Raw genomic sequence first — 25740 nt, 5'->3', positions numbered from 1 at the left:
AATAAACCCCGAAGTCCAATTTTACTGGGCTTCGGGGAGGATATTTATGCTCTTTTGAGTTTTACCGGACAGCAATACTTCAAAATAGAAAAATTTAATAGGCAAACGACAGACAAAAATGGGTTGATTTTAACAAAATAGTCGTCTCTAAAAGTTAGAACATTGACTTTACGGGCTTGGAAACACGTAGTAGGGACATTATTCACATGCTTCAGCAGCATTAAAGCATGCAAATTGTTAGCTTATCTCAATGCTTTAGTCGCCAAGAAAGGGCAAAAATGCGAACGAAAAGAGAGCATTTACTCATAACATATTTAATAACAGTCTGTTATGAACATCGCTCATAATTCGCGTATTTGCGACCAACTTTGCTGTTGATTGTTTACACGCGAGTTATGAGAGGCACTTTGTAAAGAAAATTCAGCATTTATTTGTCGATGCCAATAGCTCTTTGAAATCAATTGAAGATTGAGCAGCATTGAAATCTCTCCCCTCTCTTATAAGCATCTGAATACAAGAGCGCTTATGTGCTGATTATAGGCACTTTTGGCAAAAATAACTTAATATATTTTCGTATAAGGCAAAAAACCACTATATTTGCAGTTCAAAAAGAAAACTAAAGTAATAACAAGCAACAAAATAACACGTTGGTAAAATGACAAAAGCAGATATTATTAATGAAATTGCCGCTTCTACAGGATTGCAAAAGAAAGAGGTTGCAGTGGTTGTAGAAAGCTTTATGAGCAAAGTGAAGGAAAGCCTTCTTGAAAAAAAGGAAAATGTTTATCTAAGAGGTTTTGGTAGTTTTATTATTAAACACAGAGCAGCTAAAACAGCAAGGAATATACAAAAGAACACAACGATAACGATTGACGCTCACAACTTGCCAAGCTTTAAGCCTTCAAAGAGTTTTGTGAATGCGATGAAAGAGTCTAACTAAGACTTTAGATAGACTAAATCATTGGTCTCATCTCCAGCATTTTACGTTATCGCCCACATTCATTTAATGGACAAATATTATAGTAATATAAATAGAACAATTTAAACATTTAACATTATGCCAAACGGTAAGAAAAAGAAGGGCCACAAAATGGCAACGCATAAGCGTAAAAAAAGACTAAGAAAGAATAGACATAAGAGCAAATAATCCTGCTAAAACGTCTAAACTGACAGTGGGGCGTGTCAAAGAGTCCTATCGTGGATTTTGATTGACCCGCCCTTTTTAATGTAACTAAGTAAAGTAAAGAAGAGAAATGACCAGCGAAGTTGTTATAGATGTCCAAGAGAAAGACATATCGACTGCCTTGTTAGAGGACAAACGACTGGTAGAATATCAGAACGAACCTCGATCAGCTTCTTTCTCTGTGGGTAATGTTTACATCGCAAAGGTAAAGAAATTAATGCCAGGCTTGAATGCCTGCTTTGTAGATGTAGGCTACGAACGTGACGCTTTTCTTCACTATCTTGACTTAGGAAGCCAATTTAATTCTTACACCAAGTACTTAAAACAAGTACAGAGTGACCGAAAAAAACTCTATCCATTCGCTAAAGCCTCGCACCTTCCTGACTTAAAGAAGGACGGCAGTGTACAGTCTACACTCACTGTAGGTCAAGAAGTTTTAGTACAAATAGTGAAAGAGCCTATTTCTACTAAAGGACCTCGACTCACGGGAGAGCTATCGTTTGCTGGACGTTTCTTGGTACTTATCCCCTTTGGAGACAAGGTATCAGTATCGTCGAAAATAAAAAAAGGAGAAGAACGTGCCAGACTGAAACAACTCGTTCAAACAATACGCCCCAAAAACTGCGGTGTCATTGTTAGAACTGTTGCAGAAGGTCAAAGGATTGCTGAATTAGAGGGTGAAATGAAAGTCTTGACAAAGCGTTGGCAAAACGCCATTGTCAAAGTTCAAAAAACACAGAACAGACCTCAATTAGTGTATGAAGAGGCTGTTCGAGCTATCGCTCTTTTAAGAGATATTTTTAGTCCTGATTTCGAGAACATCTATGTAAACAATGACGAAGCTTACCGACAAGTCAGTGATTATGTCTCACTCATAGCACCCAATAAGGCTGGAATTGTCAAGAAATATACTGGAAGTGTTCCTTTTTTTGATAATTTCAACATCACAAAACAAATTAAGTCAAGTTTTGGAAAGACTATCAACTACAAGCATGGCGCTTACCTCATCATTGAACATACAGAAGCTTTGCACGTTGTAGATGTAAATAGTGGAAACCGAACACGCAACGAAAATGGACAAGAAGCCAACGCTTTGGAAGTGAACTTAGGTGCTGCCGATGAACTGGCACGACAGTTACGTCTTCGCGATATGGGTGGTATCATCGTGGTTGACTTTATTGATATGCACCTTGCAGAGGACAGACAATTGCTCTATGAGCGGATGTGTAAGAACATGCAGAATGACCGTGCACGACATAACATACTCCCTTTAAGCAAATTTGGGTTGATGCAAATCACTCGACAGCGTGTGCGACCGGTCATGGATGTGAGTGTTGACGAGACGTGTCCAACCTGTAACGGCACTGGTAAAATTCGTTCAAGCATACTCTTCACCGATCGGCTTGAGGATAAAATTGACAAACTGGTTAACAAGATAGGAATTAAGCGATTCTATCTACACGTCCATCCATACGTGGCTGCTTACATCAATCAAGGAATTATCTCCTTGAAAAGAAAATGGCAGATAAAATATGGACTGGGTGTGAACATTGTTCCTTCACAAAAACTCGCTTTTTTGCAATATGAATTTTATGACGCAAAAAAGGAGTTCATTGATATGAAGGAAGAAATTGAAACAAAATAAAATGAATATCTGTAGAATTTAGAACATTTCAAAATGTCTAAATTCTACTTTTTTTATATGGTCTTTTTTCAGCTTAAACGAGCCTTCCGTCCCTCTTCTGTACACTCCAGCAGACATCACCGAATGACTTTCCCATCCTGCTTGTTGATCATCAATCTTCTTCGGTGGTACTAACATTGCCAAAGAAGCACCCTACAAATTATATTCTCTGTCTTTTTTATGCTACAAAGAACGAGCACCAAATTTATTAGGGAGCAGATTTTCAAAGCTGACAACTTGTTTCTTTGTGCAGCCCCTCAAACAAATTAAAAAACAAGAAATAAGTAAAGGCTGGTTCTATAAATTACCACCGTATTATTGCGAGTAAATTTTACGAAATACGTTTTGTTACCTTTTGGATTCTTTTTGGCTCAAAAATAAGTCCAAAATCTAACAAAGCTAATTTATAGAACCAGCCTAAAAGGGATAATGACTAATTCTTCATCATTAGGTATTTTACTGTTTTATTTCATTTTCTTCTTTAACTTAAGTGCAGGAATCTTCACCTTATCACCAGCTTTCAATTCCGCTTTATCGTTCACTGCTTCCATATAGCACTCCATTCCAGGGCCAAGATAAGCTCTACTGATGGAGCTTAAAGTCTGTCCGGGGCGAACCGTCACTGTTTGAGCAATGCCGATGATGGCGTAAGCACCCGTTCTAATGCGAGGATCTGCATCATATTTTGAAGCATATTGGCGATTTTTCGTTTGTGTCTCTTGTGTTTTTTCTGCAGAAGTGGCTCGGTTTGCTGAACGAGTTGTAGCTTGTTGCTGTGCTAAAGATGAAGTTTCCTTACTCACAGGAGCAGCATCCTCGTGCTGCTGTGTTGCAGCGGCGTCGTCACTTTCGTCCGTTTGGTTCGTTTGTTCTATTGTATTATTATCCTGCTGGTCGGCATTTTCATCCATTTGCGGTGTTTCTTTTACCGTACTCGCATTGGTTTTCTGTGCTGAAAGTAGTTCTGCCATGAGATGTTCGATGCGATGATCACGAAGTGAGAATTGTTGAGCGACATACCAACCGCTACCAATCATCAGCAATAACAAGAAGCAAACCGCTCCAATCAATAATTTTTGATTGCGCTGAGTACGATGCAAAGTTTTGCGTAGATATTGCGTATCTTCACCAATCTCATCGATTTCATCGGATACATCCTCTATCGTTTCAACCTTTCCTGTATCGGTTTTAGCAAATGTAGGTATCTCCTCACTCTGTTTATCAGAAGTGTTTTGAAGGTTCTCACTTGCATCTTCCTTCTTTTCTTCGGTCATAGGAGCTACGATAACCGAACTTTCGGACTGCCGCGAAGGCTCAACCAATGACTCTACTTGCTTTTCTTCGGGTTCGTTTACCTTCTCTTTTGAAGGTGCATCAAGGCTATCTGTCACTACTTCTTGTTGTGGAAGTTGGTCCTCTGGTTGCAATGCTTCTTCTATTGGAGCCTGCGTAGGCGAAGTCTCTTCTTGCTCTTCCGTATTTTCTTTAGCTTGATAGCGTTCGTCTATTTCGGAGAAATCAGCATCATCACTAATGGTCACCGTCTCAAATTGTTCAAATGGAACGTTCACTCTATCTTTCAACGCAACTTCAGGTGTAAAAGATATTTTATCCCTTCCCTCAATTATGATTCGCTCTCCAGTATTCACATCCACACTTTCACGTGGACTCACTGCTGTCACCTTGAAAGTTCCAAGACCTTTAATCTTCACTTGCTTATCCGATTTCAGTCCTGTTGTAAGTACATCTATTAATAGAGGTATGAAAAAATCTGCCTCTCGCTTTGTCAGTTCTGCTTTCTCAACCAAGACAGCTGCTAAATCTGTTAATTTAATCATGAGTTTCCTCCTTTCTTCAGTTGTTCTTTCACTAAAGGTGTGGGGCGGAAATTGAGAACCAATTTGGGCGGTACCATCATTCGTTTACCCGTCGATGGGTTGACAAGGATACGCTCCAATCGCTTTTTTATTTCAAATGTACCGAAAGAAGGGATAGATACGGCTTCTCCTTCATCAAAGTTCGAAGCCATCGCTTCTACCAAGACATTGACTAAATTTTGCGTTTTTTCTTGTGTATATCCACAACGTTGCGCAAGTTCTGCGATAAACTCTTTGTTATTCATGGATTGTATGATATTTCATTCAACAACTTCTCCGTACAAATCAAATTCCTCTGCATCCGTGATATTCACTTGGTAAAAAGCTCCAATTTCCAGGTTTTTCCCCGTCGAATGTATTAAGACTTCAGGATCAACATCAGGAGAGCAATATTCCGTACGTCCAATATAGTAATCGTTTTCTTTTCTGTCAATGATTACTTTCATTGTCTTTCCTATCTTTTCTGCCTCAATTTCTGCACTAATTTCTTGTTGCACAGCCATGAGTTGATCGAGTCTTTGCTGCTTCACTGTCTGCGACACGTCATCTTGATAATGTAAAGCACCATAGGTACCTTCTTCTTCCGAATACATAAAGGCACCCATTCTTTCAAATCGTGCCCACCGTACGAAGTCAAGTAGTTCTTGGAATTCTTCTTCTGTCTCACCAGGGAATCCTACCATGAGCGTTGTTCGCAAATGAATGCCCGGAACCTTTGCTCGAATGGTCTTGATGAGATTGATCGTTTCCTGCTTAGTCACATGGCGATGCATACGAGATAACACGCCATCTGAAATATGCTGTAAAGCAATATCAAGATAGTTGCAAACTTTTTTGTTTTCTCTGATTACATCTAAAAGCTCTAACGGGAATTGGTTTGGATAAGCATAATGAAGCCTAATCCATTGCACTCCTTCTATCTTTGCAATCGCAGAAATCAAATCCGCAATATGTTGTTTGCCATCGATGTCTCTACCATAATAAGTCAATTCTTGGGCAATGACCTGAAATTCTTTCACCCCTTGTGCCACCATGTCCTTGACTTCTGCTAAAATATCCGACTTCAATCTGCTTTTATGTTTACCTGTCATGAGTGGTATGGCACAATAAGCGCACTGACGATCGCAACCTTCTGAAATCTTTAAATACGCATAATGGCGGGGTGTTGTCAGATGTCTCAATCCATAACAGGAGGATATTTCCGCTTTTCCCAAATCGGACAAGAGTTGCTTATAATTGAATTTTCCATAAAATTTATCCACCTCAGGGATTTCATTCTCCAGCTCATCTTTGTATCGCTGGCTCAAACAACCCATCACAAAGAGTTTCTTTAGTCTACCCTCTTTCTTAGCTTCGACAAAACTTAAAATGGTATTGATGCTCTCTTCTTTTGCCGATTCTATGAAACCGCAAGTATTAATGACCGCAATTTCACCATCAGGAGACTCACTGTCATGGGTGCAACGATAGCCGTTGTCTTCAAACAATCTCATCAACTTCTCACTGTCAACAAGATTCTTTGAGCAGCCCATGGTAATAATATCAATTTGATTTTTCTTCAAAACAAACAACTACTTTTTTTATTTTTATCCAAAAAGGCTATCTACAAATTCCTTTCGCTGAAAGAGTTGCAAATCCTCCATTTGCTCCCCTAATCCAATGTACTTCACAGGCACTTTCAATTGGTCACTGATGCCAATCACTACGCCGCCCTTAGCCGTACCGTCAAGTTTGGTAATCGCCAAAGACGTAATTTGAGTTACCGCAGAAAACTGTTTTGCTTGTTCAAATGCATTCTGACCAGTGCTACCATCAAGAACCAACAACACTTCATCTGGAGCTTGAGGCAGTACCTTTTTCATCACCTCTTTGATTTTCTTCAGCTCGTTCATCAGTCCCACTTTATTGTGTAAGCGTCCTGCTGTATCAATTAAAACGACGTCTGCATGATTAGCTTTGGCACTTTGCAACGTGTCAAAAGCGACCGAAGCAGGGTCAGAACCCATTTGTTGTTTAATGACAGGTACTCCTACTCGCTCACCCCATATCACGATTTGGTCTACCGCAGCGGCACGATAAGTGTCGGCAGCTCCTAAATATACTTTCTTTCCTGCCTGCTTAAACTGATAAGCAAGCTTTCCTATTGTTGTAGTTTTTCCTACACCATTGACGCCAACAACAAGGATAACATAAGGTTGATGATCGGTTGGCAGACTCCAACTCTCATTATCTTCGGAATGATTCTCTGCTAACAAAGTGGCAATTTCCTCACGCAGAATGGCATTTAATTCAGAGGTGGAGACGTATTTATCTCGTTCTACCCGTTTTTCTATTCGTTGGATAATTTTTAAAGTCGTATCAACACCGACATCAGAGGTAATAAGCACCTCTTCAAGGTTATCCAACACTTCATCGTCTACCTTAGATTTCCCTATAACGGCTCGCGAAAGTTTGCTTATCACACTTTGCTTTGTCTTCTCTAAACCTTGGTCTAAGGTTTCTTTCTTTTTCTTGTTGAAGAGACCAAAAATTCCCATAATACTATCTTTTCCTAATAATTGAGCATCCCGAAAGAGAGATAACTATCAATAATTGAATAACTTAATTGGCATGCTTGAAGTTCTTCTATAAGACGAAACACTCACGCATGAAATACTTTATCCTTGTTAAATCAACTGTATATATACGTTACAAAGATAGCACATTTTTTCGATATTTTCTCAATCTACAAGCAATTTTCAACAGTCTTCAGCATAATTATTAGAATCATCCACATTCATAGTCTCTTATCTCTATGAGTTTAGCACACAATCTCTAAGAGTTGACTACTGCTCCAAAATTACTCAACGTTTTTAGTTTGTATGTTCAAAATCACTTTTCTATGTTTTTCAATAAAACAAAAAGGGAAAAACACTCCACTTCAACAGGACAGGAAGTACACAAGGGGTTATTGAAAAGATAATTGTTGCAATCGCTGACGCAATTCATCAGCTTGAGATTTTCGTATGGCTAAGGAAATGTGACAAGTATTATCGAATGCTTGAGAAACAATTCGAGGCTCCAACTCTTTCACTACTCTCATAACTTCATTTAACAGCGGATAGGTAAAAGAGTAATCGATAATATCTTCTACATATCTCGTTTCTATTTGTGCATTTTCTATAGCTGCCGCAGCAGCTGTTCTATAAGCGACAATAAGTCCACTGGTTCCCAATTTGGTACCGCCAAAATATCTCACAACAACAATTAAGATGTCAGTCAATTCATGAGCATTAATTTGTCCCAAGATAGGTTTTCCTGCGGTGCTGGAAGGTTCACCATCGTCATTCGCACGGAAAACACTTCTGTCCGCTCCCAGCATGTACGCATAACAGCAGTGGCGAGCGTCATAATATTTCTTCTTATAAGTCTGCAACAATTCCTTCACCTCATTTTCGGTCGTGACATGATGTGCAAAGGCGAGGAATTTACTCCGTTTCTCGGAGTAAAATCCCTCGCCCATTTGATGAGTTATAGTTCTATATTGATCTGTCATCAAGATAGTTTATGAATCACTAAGCCACTACGCAGTTTAGGTTCAAACCATGTTGCTTTCGGTGGCATAATTTTTCCTGAGTCAGCAATATCCATAATCTGCTGCATAGAAACAGGATAAAGTGCCAATGCCATCTTCATTTCTCCACTGTCTACTCGACGCTCAAGCTCTTCCAAGCCACGCAAGCCACCTACGAAATCAATACGCTTGTCTGAACGTAAATCCTTGATTCCGAGTAATTCATCAAGTATCAATCGAGAAGAAATATCTACATCCAATACACCAATTGGATCGTTGTCGTCGTATGTTCCTGGTTTTGCTTTCAAGCTATACCATTTTCCGTCCAGATACAAAGAGAATTCATGCAACTGTTGTGGCTTGTAACTCTTCGTTCCTTCCTCAACGACGTCAAAGTTTTTCTCCAAAGCTTTTAAGAACTCTTCTGATGACATTCCGTTCAAATCCTTCACCACTCTATTATAATCTAAAATGGTTAACTGAGATGCTGGGAAGCAAACAGCCATGAAATAGTTATATTCTTCATGACCCGTATGATTAGGATTGGCTTTCGATTTTTCGACACCAACCAATGCAGCAGCTGCAGAACGATGGTGACCGTCAGCAATATACAAGGCTGGCATCTTCTTAAATTCGGCTGTAATCGTTTCAATATCCTTCGTATCGGAGATTACCCAGAACTGATGTCTGAAACCGTCAATAGGAGCAATGAAATCGTATTCAGGCTTTTCAGAGGCATAACGCTCTATCAAAGCTGTAAGCGTTTGATTGTCGGGATAAGCAAAGAAAACAGGCTCTATATTGGCATCGCATACCCGTACGTGCTTCATTCTGTCTTCTTCTTTATCTCTTCGAGTCAGTTCATGCTTCTTAATAACTCCATTGAGATAGTCTTGACAGTAAGCACCTACTACCAATCCATACTGTGTCTTACCATTCATGGTTTGGGCATAGATATAGTAGTTTTCGTGTTCGTCTTGCTTGAGCCAGCCTTTATCTTGGAACTTCTTAAAGTTCTTAGCTGCTTGCTCATAGACACGTGGGTCATATTCAGAAGTTCCTGGTTCGAAATCGATTTCTGGTTTAATAATGTGATACAGACTCTTTTCATTATCTCCAGCTTCTTCTCTTGCCTCTTCAGAATCCAAGACATCGTAAGGACGCGACTCAACCTCTTCGACTAAATCTTTTGGAGGTCGAACGCCTTTGAATGGTTTAATTGTTGCCATAGTGTTTACTTGTTAACTTGAAATTTTGTGCAACCGTCTTTGAAATAAGCATTAATTTGCTGTGCGGCAGCAATTCCTGCATTAGCGTTAGCTTCTGCTGTTTGTGCGCCCATCTTCTTAGGAGTAGTAAAGTAACGACCCTCGAACTTTGCGAATTCTGCATCAGCGTCTGGCTTGATGTCTGTCACAAATTTAAGATCTTCACGCTCGCCCATTAAACGCAACAATTCTGGTTCGTTAATAACTTCCTTGCGAGCAGTATTTACCAAAATGCCACCCTTCTTCATCAAATTAACAAGATCGTAACCAACACTTTGCTTTGTATGTTCATTGGCAGGAAGATGTACACTAACAATATCACACTGCTTGAAGAGCTCTTCTTTGGTAGCCACAAACTGAACACCATCTTCTTTTTTAGGATTCTCTGCATGCGAACGGCTGAAGCCATATACCTCCATACCAAAACCATTAGCGATGCGAGCTACATGACGCCCAATGTTACCGAAAGCCAAGATACCTAATTTCTTACCTTTCAGTTCACAACCTGATTTTCCTGAGAAGCAGCTACGACACATATAAATCAACAAGCCAAATACCAATTCAGCAACTGCATTAGAGTTCTGACCAGGAGTATTTTCTACCACAATACCTTTTTCTTTGGCATAAGCGGTATCAATAGAATCGTAACCAGCACCTGCACGAACAACAACTTTAAGTTTTGGAGCAGCATCAAGGATTTCTTTCGTAATTTTATCAGAACGAACAATCATCGCCTCTGCATCTTTAACAGCATCTTTGAGTTCATCGGTAGAAGTGTATTTTTCTAACAGTTTAACGCAATGATTCTGACTCTCCAACTCTTTTTTAATAGCCTCGACTGCCTTTGCATTAAAAGGTTTTTCTGTAGCAATAAGTACTTTCATTTGTTTAGAATATTGAATGGGTTAATTAAGTACGTAACCACAATAGGAAGTGATTACGCATGAATTGATGAACAAACAGGCTAAAATAAGGTTGTATCAAGCAAACTGGATCATTACGCTCACCTAATTTTCTTATTTTAGCCTATTTGTAAATCATGATTAGTTTGTAGTTTGTAATGGATTAATGTTTGTCTTCGAATTCTTTCATGCAAGCAATCAGTGCCTTCACACCATCAACACTCATAGCGTTGTAGCAACTTGCACGGAAACCTCCAACAGAACGGTGTCCCTTGATACCAACCATACCACGTTCGGTAGCAAACTCGAAGAATGGTTTTTCAAGATCTTGGTATTCTTCGTTCATGACAAAGCAGATATTCATCAATGAGCGATCTTCTTTAGCAACAGTACCCTTGAACAGTTTGTTTCTGTCAATCTCAGCATATAACAAGTCTGCTCTTTGGTGAGCCAACTTATCCATAGCTTCTACACCGCCGCTCTTCTTAATCCAGCGCAATGTTTCAAGTGCTGAATAGATAGGAACAACAGGAGGAGTGTTGAACATAGAACCCTTCTCAATGTGTGTGCGATAATCCAACATCGTAGGTATTTCACGTCCAGTCTTGCCCAGCATGTCTTCCTTAACGATAACGAATGTAACACCAGCCATAGCCAAGTTCTTCTGTGCTCCACCGTAGATACATGCATATTTAGAAACATCAATTGGACGACTAAATATATCTGATGACATATCTGCAATAAGTGGCACCTTTACATCCAAGTCTTTACGTATCTCTGTACCGTAGATGGTATTGTTGGAAGTAATGTGAAAATAATCACAATCCTCAGGTACGCTCCATCCTTTAGGAAGATAAGAATAGTTCTTGTCTGCAGAAGAAGCTACTTCTACTACTTCTCCGAAGAATTTTGCTTCTTTCAAAGCTTTCTTAGCCCATGTACCTGTGTTCAGGTAAGCAGCTTTCTTTACAAAGAAGTTGTTAGGAATCATGTGGAATTGCAATGATGCACCACCACCTAAGAAGATAACTGCATAACCTTCTGGTATCTGCAACAACTCTTTAATCAAAGCTACAGCCTCGTCAACAACTGGCTGAAAGTCTTTTGAACGGTGACTAATCTCCATCAGAGAAAGTCCGCTACCATTAAAGTCAAGAATTTGTTTCGCTGTGTTTTCAATTACTTCGCGAGGAAGGATTGATGGACCTGCATTAAAATTGTATTTTTCCATTGTTTTAAAGTTAAAATTAAACAAGTATTAGTAATTGGTTGCTAATTTACAACAATAGTTTGAAAGACAAAAATAAAAACTGTATTATTTTGCACTTTCCGCGTTTTTTCTATTCTGCAGCCTCAAAAATCGTTTTTAAACCCTTAATTTTTTGTCCTTTTGCCCTTTTTAGAACTTCTTGCAACTTATTTCTTTGGACTGCCACATATACGTAATAATTATTCACATCAATACGTCCTATCTCATCAGGAGCAAGTTGACATTTCTTACACAAGAACCCAACAACGTCCATTTTGCTTATCTTATCTTTCTTCCCTTTACCTATATATATAGTTGCCATTTTGGGTAACGCGGGCTGACTGTCCGTAACAGGGATGCTATATTCTTGAGTATGACTGATAGCGTATGCAGGTATCTCTTCTGTGGGACCAATGAGCAGGAACGCCCTACCCTCTTTTTCCCAACGAGCTGTCCTCCCCGTTCTGTGCACATAGTTTTCTTCTTGGTCTGGCAATTGATAGTGAACGATGTTGTCTACATCTGGAATATCCAATCCACGCGAAGCCAAATCCGTACTCACCAAAATATTCACCGACCCATTAGAAAATTTATAGATGGAACTTTCACGTTGTTGCTGATCTAAACCACCATGAAAAACAGTAGAGTAAAAATGTTGAAATGTCAAATAATCATGGATGCGCTCAGCACTTTCCCGATAATTCGTGAACACTATCGTACTCTGACTTCCAAACGACAACAACAGTTGTTTGAGTGTTTGCAGCTTATCCTTGTCCGGACTATGAACCGAAAACACTCGAACCTGATGAGAGACAGTTGCTGATGTGAGATAATCCAATCGGTCGACATTATTCATATTGACGAAATGAGGAATTTCTACGGCATCTGTTGCCGAAAGAAGGATGCGCTGTTTGACGGCAGTAAGCTTCTCAAGTATCTTGCTCATCTCCTCTTGGAATCCCATCTCTAAACACTTATCAAATTCATCAATAACGACATATTGAATTGTTTCAATTCCGATATTTCGTTTGTCTAAGTGGTCATTCAATCTTCCAGGCGTAGCAAAAACGATTTGTGGCTGCACTTGTCGCAACTGTCGGTGTTCATCCATGGCGGGACGTCCCCCATAACACGCAAATCCTTTCATTGCCTTGGTAAGCAGTTGCAAGACTTCTGCTGATTGTATGGCAAGCTCTCTATTGGGAACTATCACTACGGCTTGCACCTCTTTTGAACTTACATCCAGTTTTTGAAGTATCGGCAACAAATAAGCCAAAGTCTTCCCCGACCCAGTTGGAGAAAGAAGGATAACATCACGTTCACCCTGTGCAATGCTGTCAGAAGCTTTCAACTGCATGACACTCAGCTGTTCAATCCCTAATTTGGCTAAATCGACAGTGACATTCATGACTTATTTTTGTTTTTGATTGATAATACGATCGATTTCTTCAAACTCCTTACCCATGTTCAAATTCAAATAGATGGTATACAGAGGTGTACCCCATTTATCTTTCATCTTTGGAGCCAAAGCCCTATAACGCGCTAAGTAGGGCAAAGCCTTATGATAATAGCCAAGAATTTGCTTTCTATTTTTCTTTGATAGCTTCGTATCATGGTCTAAGAGAACAGCTTGATTGAAATAAGCAAGACCAGCATTGAGATAGGGTTCTGGCATGCTGTCATTCTTAGCAATGAGATCATCACAGATTTGAATACACGCATCGTACCTACCTGTATTCAAAAGTACGGTACTCTTGGCAAATTGATATAACTGATTGGTACTGTCCACCGCCAACGCTCGGTCAATAACACCCAAAGCATTATCAAATTGTTTCGTCATTACATAATAATCAACCAATCGAGGGAAGAAAAATGGAAAGCTGGGATGAGTGGTAAATCCCTCGTCCAAAACCTTTAGATACATGGTTGTATCTTTTTTCTCTTCATAGATATTGGCAAGATATTGAAGCATATAGGGATAATGCACTGAATCCTTCAATGCGAGATGCGAATGTTGCAAAGTTGCATCATACTTCTTTAATTGATAAGCACTAAATGCAGCCCAATACGAAGCTTCAGGCATTCGCCTATCTTTCTCTACATACTGGTATTTTTCAAACAATGGCTCATAAGCACTCTGAATGTAAGTATTGTACATTTGATAGGCTTCAGCATATTTCTTTTTATTAAGGAAGAAAGCCCCACCGTTAAAGAGATTCGGTCTGATTTGATGCAGATATTGTGCATGTTCGCTACGATAGGCTGGAGCTACTTTACCTCTTTTATTAGGTAGTGCATCAATGGAATCAAATGCCTGTAAATCTTCAAACATATTTCTTGCCAAAGAAAACAAACGTGTGGTATCGTATTTTTGCTTCAAATACAACTTCTCATTTCCTTGCTCATATTGTTTTCTAACCGCTTCAAAAAGGGTTAACCATATTTTTTTATTGCTTCTGTTGGTTGAGTCATTGAGCAAGCTGCGCATGGATTTTTCGGCTTTATCCAAATTGTTTCCACGTTTCACCCATTGTCTTGCTTGTGAAATCTCTCTTCTCTGTCCTTGGGCAGTCACCGCAAAGCTTACTATAAAGAAAATATATAAAAGTCTTTTCATCATGTACTACGTAAAACTATATTCAATTACTGGAACAATGTCCAAAAATAATGATAGGTATAAAATATGTCTTAAAAGCTAATCCCTCATTTGCTATGCAAATATACGCAATTTTCCATATATCAAAGAGATTATTCCGACAAAACTTGCTTTATTATCTTCACCTTATTTATATATAGGGACAAACCGACACCTCTCTATTTAATAATAAGTACAGCTTGAATCTAAAAAAACAATGGGCTATCAACATAAGCACACGGCATAACAGACCATATAAAATGATTCCCTCTTTATTATCCCTATGAACTACAGCTCTTTCATTGAAGAATGATATTTTCACCAGGATGCACACCCACGAACCTGTGCATGTAATCTTGATAATACGCTGCATGGAATAAAAATAAATGCTGAATTTTCTTTACAAAGTGCCTCTCATAACTCGCATCTAAACAACCAACAGCAAAGTTGGTCGCAAATACGCGAGTTATGAGCGATGTTCATAATCGCTTGTTATTGAATATGTTACGAGCAAAGCCTCTCCTTTTACTCCCTTTTCCCCCTTTTTTCTTCGATTAACCCATTGAGATAAGCTAACAATTTGCATGCTTTAATGGGGTTGATACATGTGAATAACGCCGCTAATGTATGTTTCCAAGCCCGTTAAGTTAATGTTCCAACTTGAAAAGACAGCTATTTTGTGAAAATCAGCGTAATTATATCTATCGTTTGCCTATTGATTTTTTCTATTTTGAAGATTTTAGATGGCCGTTTTTTGGTAAAATAACAGGACAAAAACAACAAATTCCTTTACCAAAAATAAATTTGTTGTTGAAAAAAGAAAAAAGATAGTTTTTCATCGTCAACCAACCTTCATGTATGAAAAAACTATGAGATTTCAGTAAAAAAAGCCCCCTAAATGATACAACCTGTCATTATATTCATTATATTTGCAAACAATCTTAATAAAAACTTTAAACATAACACTATGAACATTCCATTTATTTTTTGGCTTGTGCCAGTGGCCTCCGTGGTTGCACTATCCATGGCATGGTACTTCTTTCAAAGCATGATGAAGTATGATGAAGGCACACCTCGTATGCGAGAAATTGCGCAACACGTGCGGCATGGCGCCATGGCGTACCTCAAACAACAGTACACCGTGGTGCTGTATGTATTTATCGCATTAGCTATCCTGTTTGCTTTTATGGCTTACGTGCTCAAAGTTCAAAATCCATGGGTACCGTTTGCGTTCCTCACTGGAGGTTTCTTTAGTGGACTCTGTGGTTTCTTTGGTATGAAAACCGCCACTTATGCATCGGGTAGAACCGCCAATGCAGCTCGCAACAGCTTAAATCAGGGTCTGCAGATAGCCTTCCGGTCGGGCGCAGTCATGGGACTCGTTGTGGTTGGTTTAGGTCTGTTGGACATCGCCATGTGGTTTATACTCCTCACCTATCTTTATCATGGCAGCAACATGGCACTGGTTACCGTCACTACAACAATGTTGACCTTCGGTATGGGTGCCTCTACACAAGCGCTGTTTGCACGTGTTGGAGGAGGTATCTACACCAAAGCAGCCGATGTAGGGGCTGACTTGGTGGGCAAGGTAGAACAAGATATTCCTGAAGACGACCCTCGAAATCCCGCTACTATTGCCGACAATGTGGGCGATAACGTGGGCGACGTTGCTGGTATGGGTGCTGACCTTTATGAAAGTTATTGCGGAAGTATCTTGTCTACGGCTGCATTAGGTGCCACAGCCTTTGTGGCAAGCGGTGACATGCAGCTCAAAGCCGTGGTAGCACCTATGATTATAGCTGCTGTAGGTATTTTCTTGAGCCTGATTGGTATATTCTTGGTACGTACCAAAGAAGAAGCGACGATGAAAGACTTGCTGAAGTCTTTGAGCCTTGGTACTAATGTTGCTGCGGTGCTTATTGCCATCGCAACCTTCCTCATCTTGTATTTCTTGGGCATCACCAACTGGTTGGGCGTTAGCTTTTCAGTAGTTACGGGTCTGGCAGCAGGTGTCATCATCGGTCAAGCCACCGAATATTACACCTCACATAGTTACAAACCAACCAAAGAGATTGCAGCTTCTTCACAAACAGGTGCTGCAACTGTTATCATCAAAGGTATTGGCACGGGAATGATTAGTACTTGCATTCCTGTGGTAACCATATCAGTAGCCATTATGTTGAGCTACCTCTGTGCCAACGGTTTTGATATGAGTATGAGTGCCAGTTCGATTAGTCGTGGACTTTATGGCATTGGCATTGCTGCCGTGGGTATGCTTTCTACACTGGGTATTACCCTCGCTACCGATGCTTACGGACCTATTGCCGATAACGCTGGTGGTAACGCTGAGATGAGTAACCTCGGCGAAGAAGTGAGAGAACGCACCGATGCACTCGATGCCTTGGGCAATACCACCGCTGCTACTGGTAAGGGCTTTGCCATTGGTTCGGCTGCATTAACCGCCTTGGCACTTTTGGCATCCTATATAGAAGAGGTAAAAATAGCCATGGTTAGAATGGTAGAAGATGGTCATCAGTTTGTCAATGCGGCAGGAAACGTATTCAATCCTATGAATGCCACCATGTCTGACTTCATGGATTTCTTCCAAGTGAACGTAATGAATCCACGCGTTTTGGTAGGTGCCTTTATCGGTGCCATGGCTGCTTACTTGTTCTGTGGTCTCACCATGGGTGCAGTAGGTAGAGCAGCTGGCGCAATGGTGGATGAAGTAAGACGTCAATTCAGAGAAATCAAAGGCATATTGGAAGGCAAAGCCACACCCGATTATGGACGATGTGTAGAGATTAGTACCAAATCGGCACAACGCGAGATGATTCTACCTTCACTCTTAGCCATTGCTATTCCTATTGTTGTGGGAATCATTTTGGGTGTTGCAGGCGTCCTTGGATTACTCGTAGGTGGCTTGGCAGCAGGATTTACCCTCGCCATCTTTATGGCAAATGCCGGTGGTGCATGGGACAACGCCAAGAAGATGGTGGAAGAAGGCAACTTCGGTGGCAAAGGTTCGGCATGCCATAAGGCTACTGTGGTTGGCGATACCGTAGGTGATCCATTTAAAGACACCAGCGGACCAAGTCTGAATATCCTCATTAAGCTCATGTCCATGGTGAGCATCGTCATGGCAGGACTGACTGCTGCGCTCATCTAACACCAACTTAGAACACTGTTAGAGGCAATTACCTCAACCTCCAAATCTGCATACGCAATGAGTGAAAAATGCAGTTGGAGGTTGAGGTAATTTTCATTTCATCCAAAAAGGGAGCTGCGCAAGTTCCAAAGAAAAAGCACTTTCTTCATTCTATTGGCTTATAAATCATAGTTTTTATGTAATTTTGTACCCAAAATAATGACAACGACAATGACAGAACAGCAACCCTCTCATCACCAACATGCGACGGAACATCACCACAGCACAGAACATCATCACCACAGCACAGAGCATCATCACCACCATAGGAAACATCCTCAGTTCCAAAACAACCATGCGATGCGGAAGAAACGTAGGAAGATGGCGAGCAACGTATTGTTCTTTTCGCTTTGCATCGTTGCTGCACTCATCATGATGGCGGTCATTTGGATGTACACCGCTGAGTAGCAGAGCTGATAGAATAGATAAAAGGCGTTTCGAGTATCGTACTCGAAACGCCTTTTATGTTAAGGGATGTCCCAAAAGTGGGACACCCGTTGTAGGATTTAGCAAACTTTCTCTAATCGCTTCATTACAGAGAACATGAACAAAGCAGAGAGTAAGCAGACTCCAATGAATACAGACCATACAGCCCATACAGGTAAATCACCCCAAAGGTATCCACCGACGCTCACCAACAAGTTGCCAATGGCGGTAGCAGCAAACCATCCACCCATCATGGCTCCCTTGAGTTTAGGAGGTGCAACCTTGCTCACAAAGCTGATACCCATAGGACTCAACAGCAATTCACCAAACGTCAGCACCAAATAAGTACTAATCAACCAGTTGGCAGATGCGTAGCTGGCTGTTCCAGCCTCGGCAACCACAGCCTGTTCATTAGGAGTGAGCAAGCCTTGTGAACCAACAATCATGATGGTGTAGGCCGATGCCGCAATCACCATACCGTATGCTATCTTGCGTGGAGCCGAAGGTTCTTTGCCTTTGGCTGCCAACGAACCGAAGATCGCCATGCTGATTGGTGTCAACGCTACCACATAGAATGGGTTGAACTGTTGGAAGATAGGCGCACTCACATCAATAGCTCCCTCTACTTGTGTGTACTTATAAATCAACACAGCGATTGCTGCCACGATGACAGCTAAAGAGATTCCCTTAGCTTTCTGTGTTTTTGACTGGAAGAATGAGAATCCTGCATAGACAATAAAGATAATCATCACAAGGTTCACTACATCGAAAGCCATGCTCTGAACACCAGAAGAAGTCTTTTGAGTAAACTCGTTAGCAAAGTAAGTCAAGGTGAGTCCGTTCTGGTGGAATGACATCCAGAAGAAAATAACCACTGCAAACACCAACAAAAGTGCTACTACTCTATCCTTTACATCCTTTTTGCTCAACTCTTCGGTCTCGATGGCTTGACCATCGTCTGTTTTGGCTGCCGTGCCATTTCCTTCCACATGACGGAACGAAGAACGGAAACCGTAATAAATAGCCATAGAAATAATCAAGGATACACATGCTACGGCAAAAGAGAAATGGTAAGCATCGTTCTCGGCATAACCAACAGATTCTGCCCACTCCTTAATGCGTACGGCTGCCGTTGGTGCAAACAAAGCACCAATGTTAATAGCCATATAGAAGATGGAGAAAGCTGAATCGCGCTTGTCGGCATACTTCGGATCATCATAAAGGTTACCTACCATTACTTGCAAGTTGCCCTTGAACAAGCCGGTACCAAAGCTGATGAACAGCAAAGCCAGCAACATTACCAAGAGCGCAAACGTCTCACCGCCCAACGGGATAGATAAGAACAGGTAACCCAGGAACATCACCACGATACCAATGGTGACCATCTTGCCAAAACCAAACTTGTCGGCAAGTACACCACCCACTAATGGGAGGAAGTAAACTAATCCAAGGAACACACTGTAAATCATACCAGCCGTACCAGGATCTAATCCAAAGTTAGCTCTTAAAAACAATACAAACACGGCAATCATGGTGTAATAACCGAATCTCTCGCCTGTGTTGGCCAATGCCAAAGCAAAAAGGCCTTTAGGTTGATTTTCAAACATAGTTTATTAGTTATTTAGTTGTTGTAGTAATATCAAACAAATAGGACAATCTTAACTGAATATTCGAAAGATTAGATCTGGCAAAATAATCGCGCTTCGTGTCCCCATATAGGTTCCCTAATCCATAGTAATACCGAGCGTCTAAAAGCAGATGCCCCACCTTGGGCAACGAATATTCTACTCCGATGCCTGCCACAATGCCATAATCAAACTTGTGTTCCACGGGCATTTTGTATTGGGTCGTCTCGGCATTGGCTCTGTCTTGCACGTTTGCCTGATTGAGATCAAAATTCATTTGCATGCTTTCATTTAGCATATAGCCAAATTGCGGTCCTGCTTGGAAGAAAAACTGAAAGCCTCGTTGTTCCTTTCCCCAAGCCAAATGTGCGAAAATGGGTACTTGTATATAGTTAATGGTGCGGCTGTATTCTTCCGCTAAACCAGTGTTCTTGTTAAGCACTGGCTCGTTTTGCAGATTCACAATGTCTTCTTTCCAACCAGCTTGCACATAATTGATTTCCGCATGGATAGAACAAAGGGTTTGAAAGTATTTCTCAGAGATGTACCGAAAAGACACGCCTCCCATCATCCCTCCATGGAACGTTTGTGTCACCTTAGGCACAAACCCGACATTGCTCAGCACATAACCTCCATTCACACCTACGGCAAACTCGTTGCGATGACTCCCTACCTGCGCCGTAAGGAGCAGTGGATAAACCAGCAAAAAGAGGGAAAGAAGTGGATGTTTCATTTTTTACGCTAACATATGGTTTGTAGTAGAAAGGCTTAATACGAGATGCTCTCTATCCCTCCGTTACTCTTAAAGTGAATCAACATAAACGTTGAGTTCTGCCATCCAGCCTTTTTTATGCGTCGAAAGTCCAAAGGAGTTTGTAAGGCGGTATAGGAGTTTTGTTTTTTCAGTCCTGAAAAGGATTTCCCATATTGGTGCAATCCACGACAAAAGAATTGTGCATGGTCGTAACCTGTCAAGGCAAATCGTGGAATGGCGTATTGCATTTCTTCTTTGAACCACAGACGATACTTCTGCTCAAACTGCTTGGTCTGTGGAGAGAGCGCATTATAATACGCCACGGTAGGTATATAGGTGGGGTATTTACAGAAGTATTCGAAATATACTTTAGTGTACATCAACCACTCTGTATAGCCAAACAGCGACACCGACAGTGTAGGATTGGCTGCCTTCAGTCCGTCTATCTTAGCCAACGCAACGTTTAACTCGGGCGATTTACCTGTGTTCAGCACCACCACATTGGGTTTCGACAAGGTAAACGATTTGGCGAACTGTTCCTCGCTGGATTTCAAGTTCGTGATGTTATAAGCGATTTTCTTATCCTCTAATTGTTTCCGTAACGTGAAAGTAAAGATGCCTTTCTGACTATCTCGATCGTTGCAATCGATGAACACAGGATGATAGTTGGGGAAACGGTTGAGGAAAGCATGAATGGCATCTTCATTCAGTTGGTCGGCAGACTGATAAACTTGGTAGACCTGTGGATTGGTTGCCACTTCCCCACTCTCAATAGAGAAAGGAATTACCAGCTTGATACCAAAGCGTTTGCAGAAGTCACCCAAGTGGGCAACCTGCTTGGTGTACAAGGGACCAAAGATAATGTCGCACCGTTGCGCATTCACATCTAAGAGTGTTTGGCGAATGTCGGCATCAATGGGCACATTCCACGCATACACATCGGAGGAGATGCCTTGACGCTTCAAGTCGTCACACGCCAACAGCAAACCGCGATAGTATTCTACCATTCTGCGACCATCACCGTCTACGTTGTGCAAAGGCAACATCACTCCTATGCGAATGGCACGCTTGGTAATGTCTAACTCTTTTCCCTTGACCAGTTGTGTGGTGACAGGTTGATTCTTGTCTGTCTTGGGTACAACGGGGACTGCATTGGGTTTCTTCCCCTTTTCGAACGGAATAAACACGGTGTCACCTTTCTTTAACTCATATCCCTCCACTTTCATTTCTGGGTTAGCATCCATTAAATCGGGAACGGAAATGCCATATTTTCGGGCAATCCCAAAGACGGTGTCTTTCTTTTTTGCCTCGTAGATGTCTCGCCACTGATTTACTTGCGCTGTGGCTTCAAGACAAAACAAGAGTGTTAATAATAAGACTATATAGTTAAAGATTGGTTTCATGTCACAAATTGTCTTTTTCTGTTTCATTTGCAAATTTACAAAAAAATCTCTAATCGCTCCTCTTTAATCATGAATCTTTTAGTATCTTTGCAAAGATAGAAAGCTCCAAGCTTTCAATTTTCGTATAGTAAGGTGCAGTATAGCACCACATTGGACAAACAAAACAACGGAATGAAAATAAAATTCATTATTTCTACACTGACGCTTTTATTCCCACTCCTCCTTTCTGCTCAAGAGCAACCCACCATCAATCCACATGCTGTCTATTTTTCAGACAAGGGTGAGCCCAGTGAGCCAACAACTTCTATCAGTGGTTCGGCTCCGTTACGTGTACTACTGACAGCAAACGAGAGCCATACAACTGGCTGGACAGCTTACTATGAATGGAGAATTACCATGGAAGGAGAAAAAGCTCCTTACCTTGTTCGTTATGAGAAAGATACAGAGGTTCGCTTTACCAAAGCTGGTGCGCATCGCATTGTACTGTATGCCATCTTCACCCAAGGTCAGGACTCGGTGAAATATACTCAAGAGTATTGGGCAGATGCACAGCCTATCACCGTCTCTATCTCGGAAAGCAAGCTGGAAATGCCCAACGCCTTTTCGCCCAATGGCGATGGCATCAACGATGTTTACAAAGCCAAAGAGGGCTGGCAAAGCATCATAGAATTTAAGGGGTACATCTTTAATAGGTGGGGACAGAAGCTCTTTGAATGGCACAATCCTGCCGAGGGGTGGGACGGAAAGTACCAAGGCAAAGACGTGAAACAAGGCGTTTACTTTTGCTTGGTAAAGGCAAAAGGTGCCGACGGACAAGTGTTCAACATCAAGACGGATGTCAACCTGCTGCGCACCTACCAACCATGAAATTAGAAAGAAAGAAGAACCATCAACCTCTCAATAGAAAGCAAACTACTCATGCCTCGCGAAGACGATAAAATTAATATATTTGGTGCGCGCGTGCACAATCTTAAAAACATAGATGTAGAAATTCCGCGAAATGCCCTTACCGTTATTACGGGCTTGTCGGGCTCGGGCAAATCATCCTTGGCGTTTGACACCATCTTTGCAGAAGGTCAACGAAGATACATCGAAACCTTCTCTGCCTACGCACGCAACTTCCTCGGAAACATGGAACGACCTGATGTAGATAAAATCACGGGGCTGTCTCCTGTCATCAGTATCGAGCAGAAAACCACCAACAAAAATCCACGCTCTACGGTTGGTACGACTACCGAGATATACGACTACCTTCGCCTACTCTTTGCACGTGCTGGCACAGCCTATAGCTATATGACGGGCGAAAAAATGGTGAAATACACCGAGGAGAAAGTCATTGATATGATTTTGCACGATTATGCCGACAAAAAAATATTCATCTTATCGCCCTTAGTCAAGCAGAGAAAGGGACATTATCGTGAACTTTTCGAGAGTATGCGGCGCAAAGGCTACCTCTACATGCGAGTGGACGGAGAGATAAAAGAGGTGGTGCGCGGCATGAAGGTAGACCGATACAAGAACCACAACATTGAGGTAGTGATTGATAAGCTACAGGTGCGAGGAAATGACGACGAACGATTGAAGAAGACCATACAGATAGCCATGAAGCAAGGCGACGGGGTTATCATGATTATGGAGAAGGACTCGGGAATTATTCGCAATTTTTCCAAACGGCTCATGGACCCCGTCAGTGGCATTTCGTACGGTGAACCCGCACCCAACATCTTCTCTTTTAACTCACCAGAAGGAGCTTGTCCACATTGTAAAGGCTTGGGAACAGTCAACGAAATCGACTTGAAAAAAGTCATACCCAATGACAATCTCAGTATTTACGAGGGTGCTATCGTGCCCTTGGGCAAATACAAAAAACAAATGATATTTTGGCAAATCGATGCCATCTTACATCGATACGATTTGAATATCAAAACGCCATTTCGAGAAATTCCGCAGGAGGCGGTAGACGAAATATTGTATGGCAGTTTGGAGAACATTAAAATCGCCAAGGAGTTGGTACACACCAGCAGCGATTATTTTGTGACCTTCGATGGCATCATCAAATATTTGCGCACCGTCATGGAGAACGATGACTCGAGCGCAGGGCAAAAGTGGGCTGACCAGTTCTTGGCTACAACTACCTGTCCCGAATGCAACGGCATGCGATTGAAACGTGAGTCGCTCTCCTATCGCATTGGTAACGAGAATATAGCACAGGTAGCCAATTTGGATATGAGTGAGCTAAAGGACTGGCTCGAACATGCGGAAACTCATTTGGATGAACAGCAAAAAGTGATTGCTGCCGAGATTATCAAGGAATTACAAACTCGTGTGAGCTTCTTACTTGAAGTGGGTCTCAACTATTTATCGCTCAATCGACAATCGGCTTCGCTGTCAGGAGGCGAGAGCCAACGTATTCGGTTGGCTACGCAGATAGGTTCGCAACTGGTCAATGTGCTGTACATCCTTGACGAACCCAGCATTGGATTGCACCAAAGAGATAACGAGCGACTCATTCATTCGTTGAAGGAGTTGCGAGACCTCGGTAACTCGGTCATCGTGGTAGAACACGACAAGGATATGATGTTGGCAGCCGACTACATCGTAGACATTGGTCCAAAGGCAGGACGCAAGGGAGGTGAGGTGGTATTTCAAGGCACTCCACAACAAATGCTTCGACAATCTACCATTACAGCCGACTACCTCAACGGCAAACGCAGCATTGAGATTCCCTCTAAGCGGCGCAAAGGAAACGGCAAGAGCATTTGGCTGAAAGGGGCAAGGGGCAACAACTTGAAAGATGTAGAGGTGGAGTTTCCGCTCGGAAAACTCATTGTCGTGACGGGAGTGTCTGGCTCTGGCAAGTCCACTCTCATCAACGAGACTTTGCAGCCCATCTTGTCGAAACATTTTTATCGCTCGTTGAAGAAACCGATGCCGTACGATTCTATAGAGGGTATAGATAATATTGACAAGGTAGTCAATGTAGATCAAAGTCCATTGGGGCGTACGCCACGCAGCAATCCAGCCACTTATACTGGCGTGTTCAGCGATATTCGATCCCTGTTCGTCAACCTTCCAGAGGCAAAGATACGGGGTTACAAGCCAGGACGCTTCTCGTTTAATGTAAAAGGTGGGCGATGTGAGGCTTGTAATGGCAATGGCTACAAGACCATTGAAATGAATTTCCTGCCCGATGTCATGGTGCCATGCGAGGTATGCCATGGCAAACGCTACAACCGAGAGACACTCGAAGTGAGATATAAGGGCAAAAGTATTGCCGATGTGCTGGATATGACGATCAATCAAGCTGTGGAGTTCTTCGACACCGTACCTAATATTCTTCACAAAATAAAAACGATTCAAGATGTTGGCTTAGGCTACATCAAATTAGGACAGCCCTCCACAACCCTTTCGGGCGGTGAGAGTCAGCGGGTGAAGTTAGCTACCGAACTCTCGAAACGTGACACAGGAAAGACATTATACATCCTTGATGAGCCAACCACTGGACTGCACTTCGAGGACATCCGCATCTTGATGAATGTGCTGCAACAATTAGTGGATCGTGGTAACACAGTGGTGATAATCGAACACAACTTAGACGTCATCAAACTGGCTGATTACATTATTGACATGGGACCAGAGGGAGGACGTGGCGGAGGAAAGGTTTTAAGTACGGGAACTCCCGAAGAAGTAGCACTAAGCAAGGAAGGCTATACTCCCCGTTTTTTGAAAGAAGAACTAAAACAAACAAGGAAAAAGAAATAAAGCTCTTTCTCTCTCTTTTCTTTAAGTAGTGAATGAAGGCGATTATCTACAGTGGATGACCGCCTTCACTCTTTGTTATAACTGCCTCAATTCATTACTACAACAAAGCTGGCAACTGTTCGCAGCATTTTTAAGGGTCAGTCGTAAAACCCAGTTGCATCCCTCCTCTCTTCATGCACATAATTTCATAAGTATTTGTTATCTTTGCATC

Annotated in this window: 20 protein-coding genes; 6 read left to right on the top strand and 14 right to left on the bottom strand. The window is 41.6% G+C overall.

Translation table 11 applies throughout. From position 1 onward, the window contains the following. The first annotated feature begins 655 nt into the window (after positions 1-655). Both DEM91_RS08670 and DEM91_RS08665 read left to right on the top strand, forming a co-directional pair. On the top strand, positions 656-940 hold the full coding sequence (locus DEM91_RS08670) for an HU family DNA-binding protein (protein ID WP_008125609.1): 285 nt from the start codon (positions 656-658) through the stop codon (positions 938-940). Between the two features lie 313 nt (positions 941-1253). Next, positions 1254-2828 (top strand): ribonuclease E/G, encoded by a 1575-nt coding sequence (locus DEM91_RS08665; RefSeq protein ID WP_249858639.1) that lies wholly within the window; start codon positions 1254-1256, stop codon positions 2826-2828. Positions 2829-2846: 18 nt separating this feature from the next. Here the strand turns inward: DEM91_RS08665 and DEM91_RS08660 are convergent, their stop codons facing one another. The 11 genes from DEM91_RS08660 to DEM91_RS08610 form a co-directional block, all read right to left on the bottom strand. Next, complete coding sequence (locus DEM91_RS08660; protein ID WP_249858638.1) at positions 2847-3011, bottom strand: hypothetical protein; 165 nt, start codon at positions 3009-3011, stop codon at positions 2847-2849. Between the two features lie 320 nt (positions 3012-3331). Continuing rightward, positions 3332-4705 (bottom strand): HU family DNA-binding protein, encoded by a 1374-nt coding sequence (locus DEM91_RS08655; RefSeq protein WP_249858637.1) that lies wholly within the window; start codon positions 4703-4705, stop codon positions 3332-3334. Beyond that, positions 4702-4989, bottom strand: coding sequence for an HU family DNA-binding protein (locus DEM91_RS08650; protein ID WP_249858636.1), 288 nt, complete (start codon positions 4987-4989; stop codon positions 4702-4704). Before DEM91_RS08650 ends, DEM91_RS08655 begins: the two co-directional genes overlap by 4 nt. A gap of 15 nt (positions 4990-5004) precedes the next feature. Continuing rightward, positions 5005-6306 carry a 30S ribosomal protein S12 methylthiotransferase RimO gene (gene rimO, locus DEM91_RS08645; RefSeq protein WP_249858635.1) on the bottom strand — a complete coding sequence of 434 codons (1302 nt, stop codon included), beginning with the start codon at positions 6304-6306 and terminating at the stop codon, positions 5005-5007. A 24-nt stretch (positions 6307-6330) separates the two neighbouring features. After that, entirely contained in the window at positions 6331-7281 is a 951-nt protein-coding gene (gene ftsY / locus DEM91_RS08640; RefSeq protein ID WP_249858634.1) for a signal recognition particle-docking protein FtsY, read from the bottom strand. Between the two features lie 410 nt (positions 7282-7691). Beyond that, positions 7692-8279, bottom strand: a complete 588-nt coding sequence (locus tag DEM91_RS08635) for an IMPACT family protein (RefSeq protein ID WP_249858633.1) — start codon at positions 8277-8279, stop codon at positions 7692-7694. Beyond that, positions 8279-9526 (bottom strand): DUF1015 domain-containing protein, encoded by a 1248-nt coding sequence (locus DEM91_RS08630; RefSeq protein ID WP_195252554.1) that lies wholly within the window; start codon positions 9524-9526, stop codon positions 8279-8281. The genes DEM91_RS08635 and DEM91_RS08630 overlap by 1 nt, the downstream gene beginning before the upstream one ends. Positions 9527-9531: 5 nt before the next feature. Further along, positions 9532-10449: an NAD(P)-dependent oxidoreductase gene (locus DEM91_RS08625; protein WP_036872049.1), complete on the bottom strand. Its 918-nt coding sequence runs from the start codon at positions 10447-10449 to the stop codon at positions 9532-9534. A gap of 181 nt (positions 10450-10630) precedes the next feature. Next, positions 10631-11698: a 3-phosphoserine/phosphohydroxythreonine transaminase gene (gene serC, locus DEM91_RS08620; RefSeq protein ID WP_195252553.1), complete on the bottom strand. Its 1068-nt coding sequence runs from the start codon at positions 11696-11698 to the stop codon at positions 10631-10633. 109 nt (positions 11699-11807) lie between these two features. Continuing rightward, positions 11808-13124, bottom strand: coding sequence for a DEAD/DEAH box helicase (locus tag DEM91_RS08615; protein ID WP_249858632.1), 1317 nt, complete (start codon positions 13122-13124; stop codon positions 11808-11810). 3 nt (positions 13125-13127) lie between these two features. Next, a complete protein-coding gene (locus tag DEM91_RS08610) occupies positions 13128-14333 on the bottom strand; it encodes a tetratricopeptide repeat protein (RefSeq protein ID WP_249858631.1) in 1206 nt (401 codons plus the stop codon). A 985-nt stretch (positions 14334-15318) separates the two neighbouring features. On the opposite strand from DEM91_RS08610, the gene DEM91_RS08605 reads away from it, so the two are divergent. Next, on the top strand, positions 15319-17520 hold the full coding sequence (locus DEM91_RS08605) for a sodium-translocating pyrophosphatase (protein ID WP_249858630.1): 2202 nt from the start codon (positions 15319-15321) through the stop codon (positions 17518-17520). 210 nt (positions 17521-17730) lie between these two features. Beyond that, positions 17731-17967, top strand: coding sequence for a hypothetical protein (locus DEM91_RS08600; protein ID WP_249858629.1), 237 nt, complete (start codon positions 17731-17733; stop codon positions 17965-17967). 98 nt (positions 17968-18065) lie between these two features. Here DEM91_RS08600 and DEM91_RS08595 read toward each other — a convergent pair whose 3' ends face one another. Genes DEM91_RS08595 through DEM91_RS08585 form a run of 3 tightly spaced genes read right to left on the bottom strand, consistent with a single transcriptional unit; the run spans position 18066 to position 21767 of the window. Beyond that, positions 18066-19592: a peptide MFS transporter gene (locus DEM91_RS08595; protein ID WP_249858628.1), complete on the bottom strand. Its 1527-nt coding sequence runs from the start codon at positions 19590-19592 to the stop codon at positions 18066-18068. Between the two features lie 10 nt (positions 19593-19602). After that, positions 19603-20343 (bottom strand): porin family protein, encoded by a 741-nt coding sequence (locus DEM91_RS08590; protein ID WP_195252548.1) that lies wholly within the window; start codon positions 20341-20343, stop codon positions 19603-19605. Between the two features lie 35 nt (positions 20344-20378). Further along, a complete protein-coding gene (locus tag DEM91_RS08585; protein ID WP_229039154.1) occupies positions 20379-21767 on the bottom strand; it encodes a LysM peptidoglycan-binding domain-containing protein in 1389 nt (462 codons plus the stop codon). A 171-nt stretch (positions 21768-21938) separates the two neighbouring features. Here DEM91_RS08585 and DEM91_RS08580 point away from each other — a divergent pair, with 171 nt between their 5' ends. Together DEM91_RS08580 and uvrA are read left to right on the top strand one after the other, a co-directional pair. Then, a complete protein-coding gene (locus DEM91_RS08580) occupies positions 21939-22634 on the top strand; it encodes a gliding motility-associated C-terminal domain-containing protein (RefSeq protein ID WP_195252546.1) in 696 nt (231 codons plus the stop codon). A gap of 51 nt (positions 22635-22685) precedes the next feature. Next, the gene (gene uvrA / locus DEM91_RS08575) at positions 22686-25529 is read left to right on the top strand and encodes an excinuclease ABC subunit UvrA (RefSeq protein WP_249858627.1); all 2844 of its coding nucleotides are present in this window, start codon (positions 22686-22688) and stop codon (positions 25527-25529) included. Positions 25530-25740 lie beyond the last annotated feature (211 nt).

The organism is Prevotella sp. TCVGH, assembly GCF_023522295.1.
Lineage (GTDB): Bacteria > Bacteroidota > Bacteroidia > Bacteroidales > Bacteroidaceae > Prevotella > Prevotella timonensis.
Note: the sequence above shows the minus strand (reverse complement) of the source record. Positions and strands in the feature narration are given on the sequence as shown.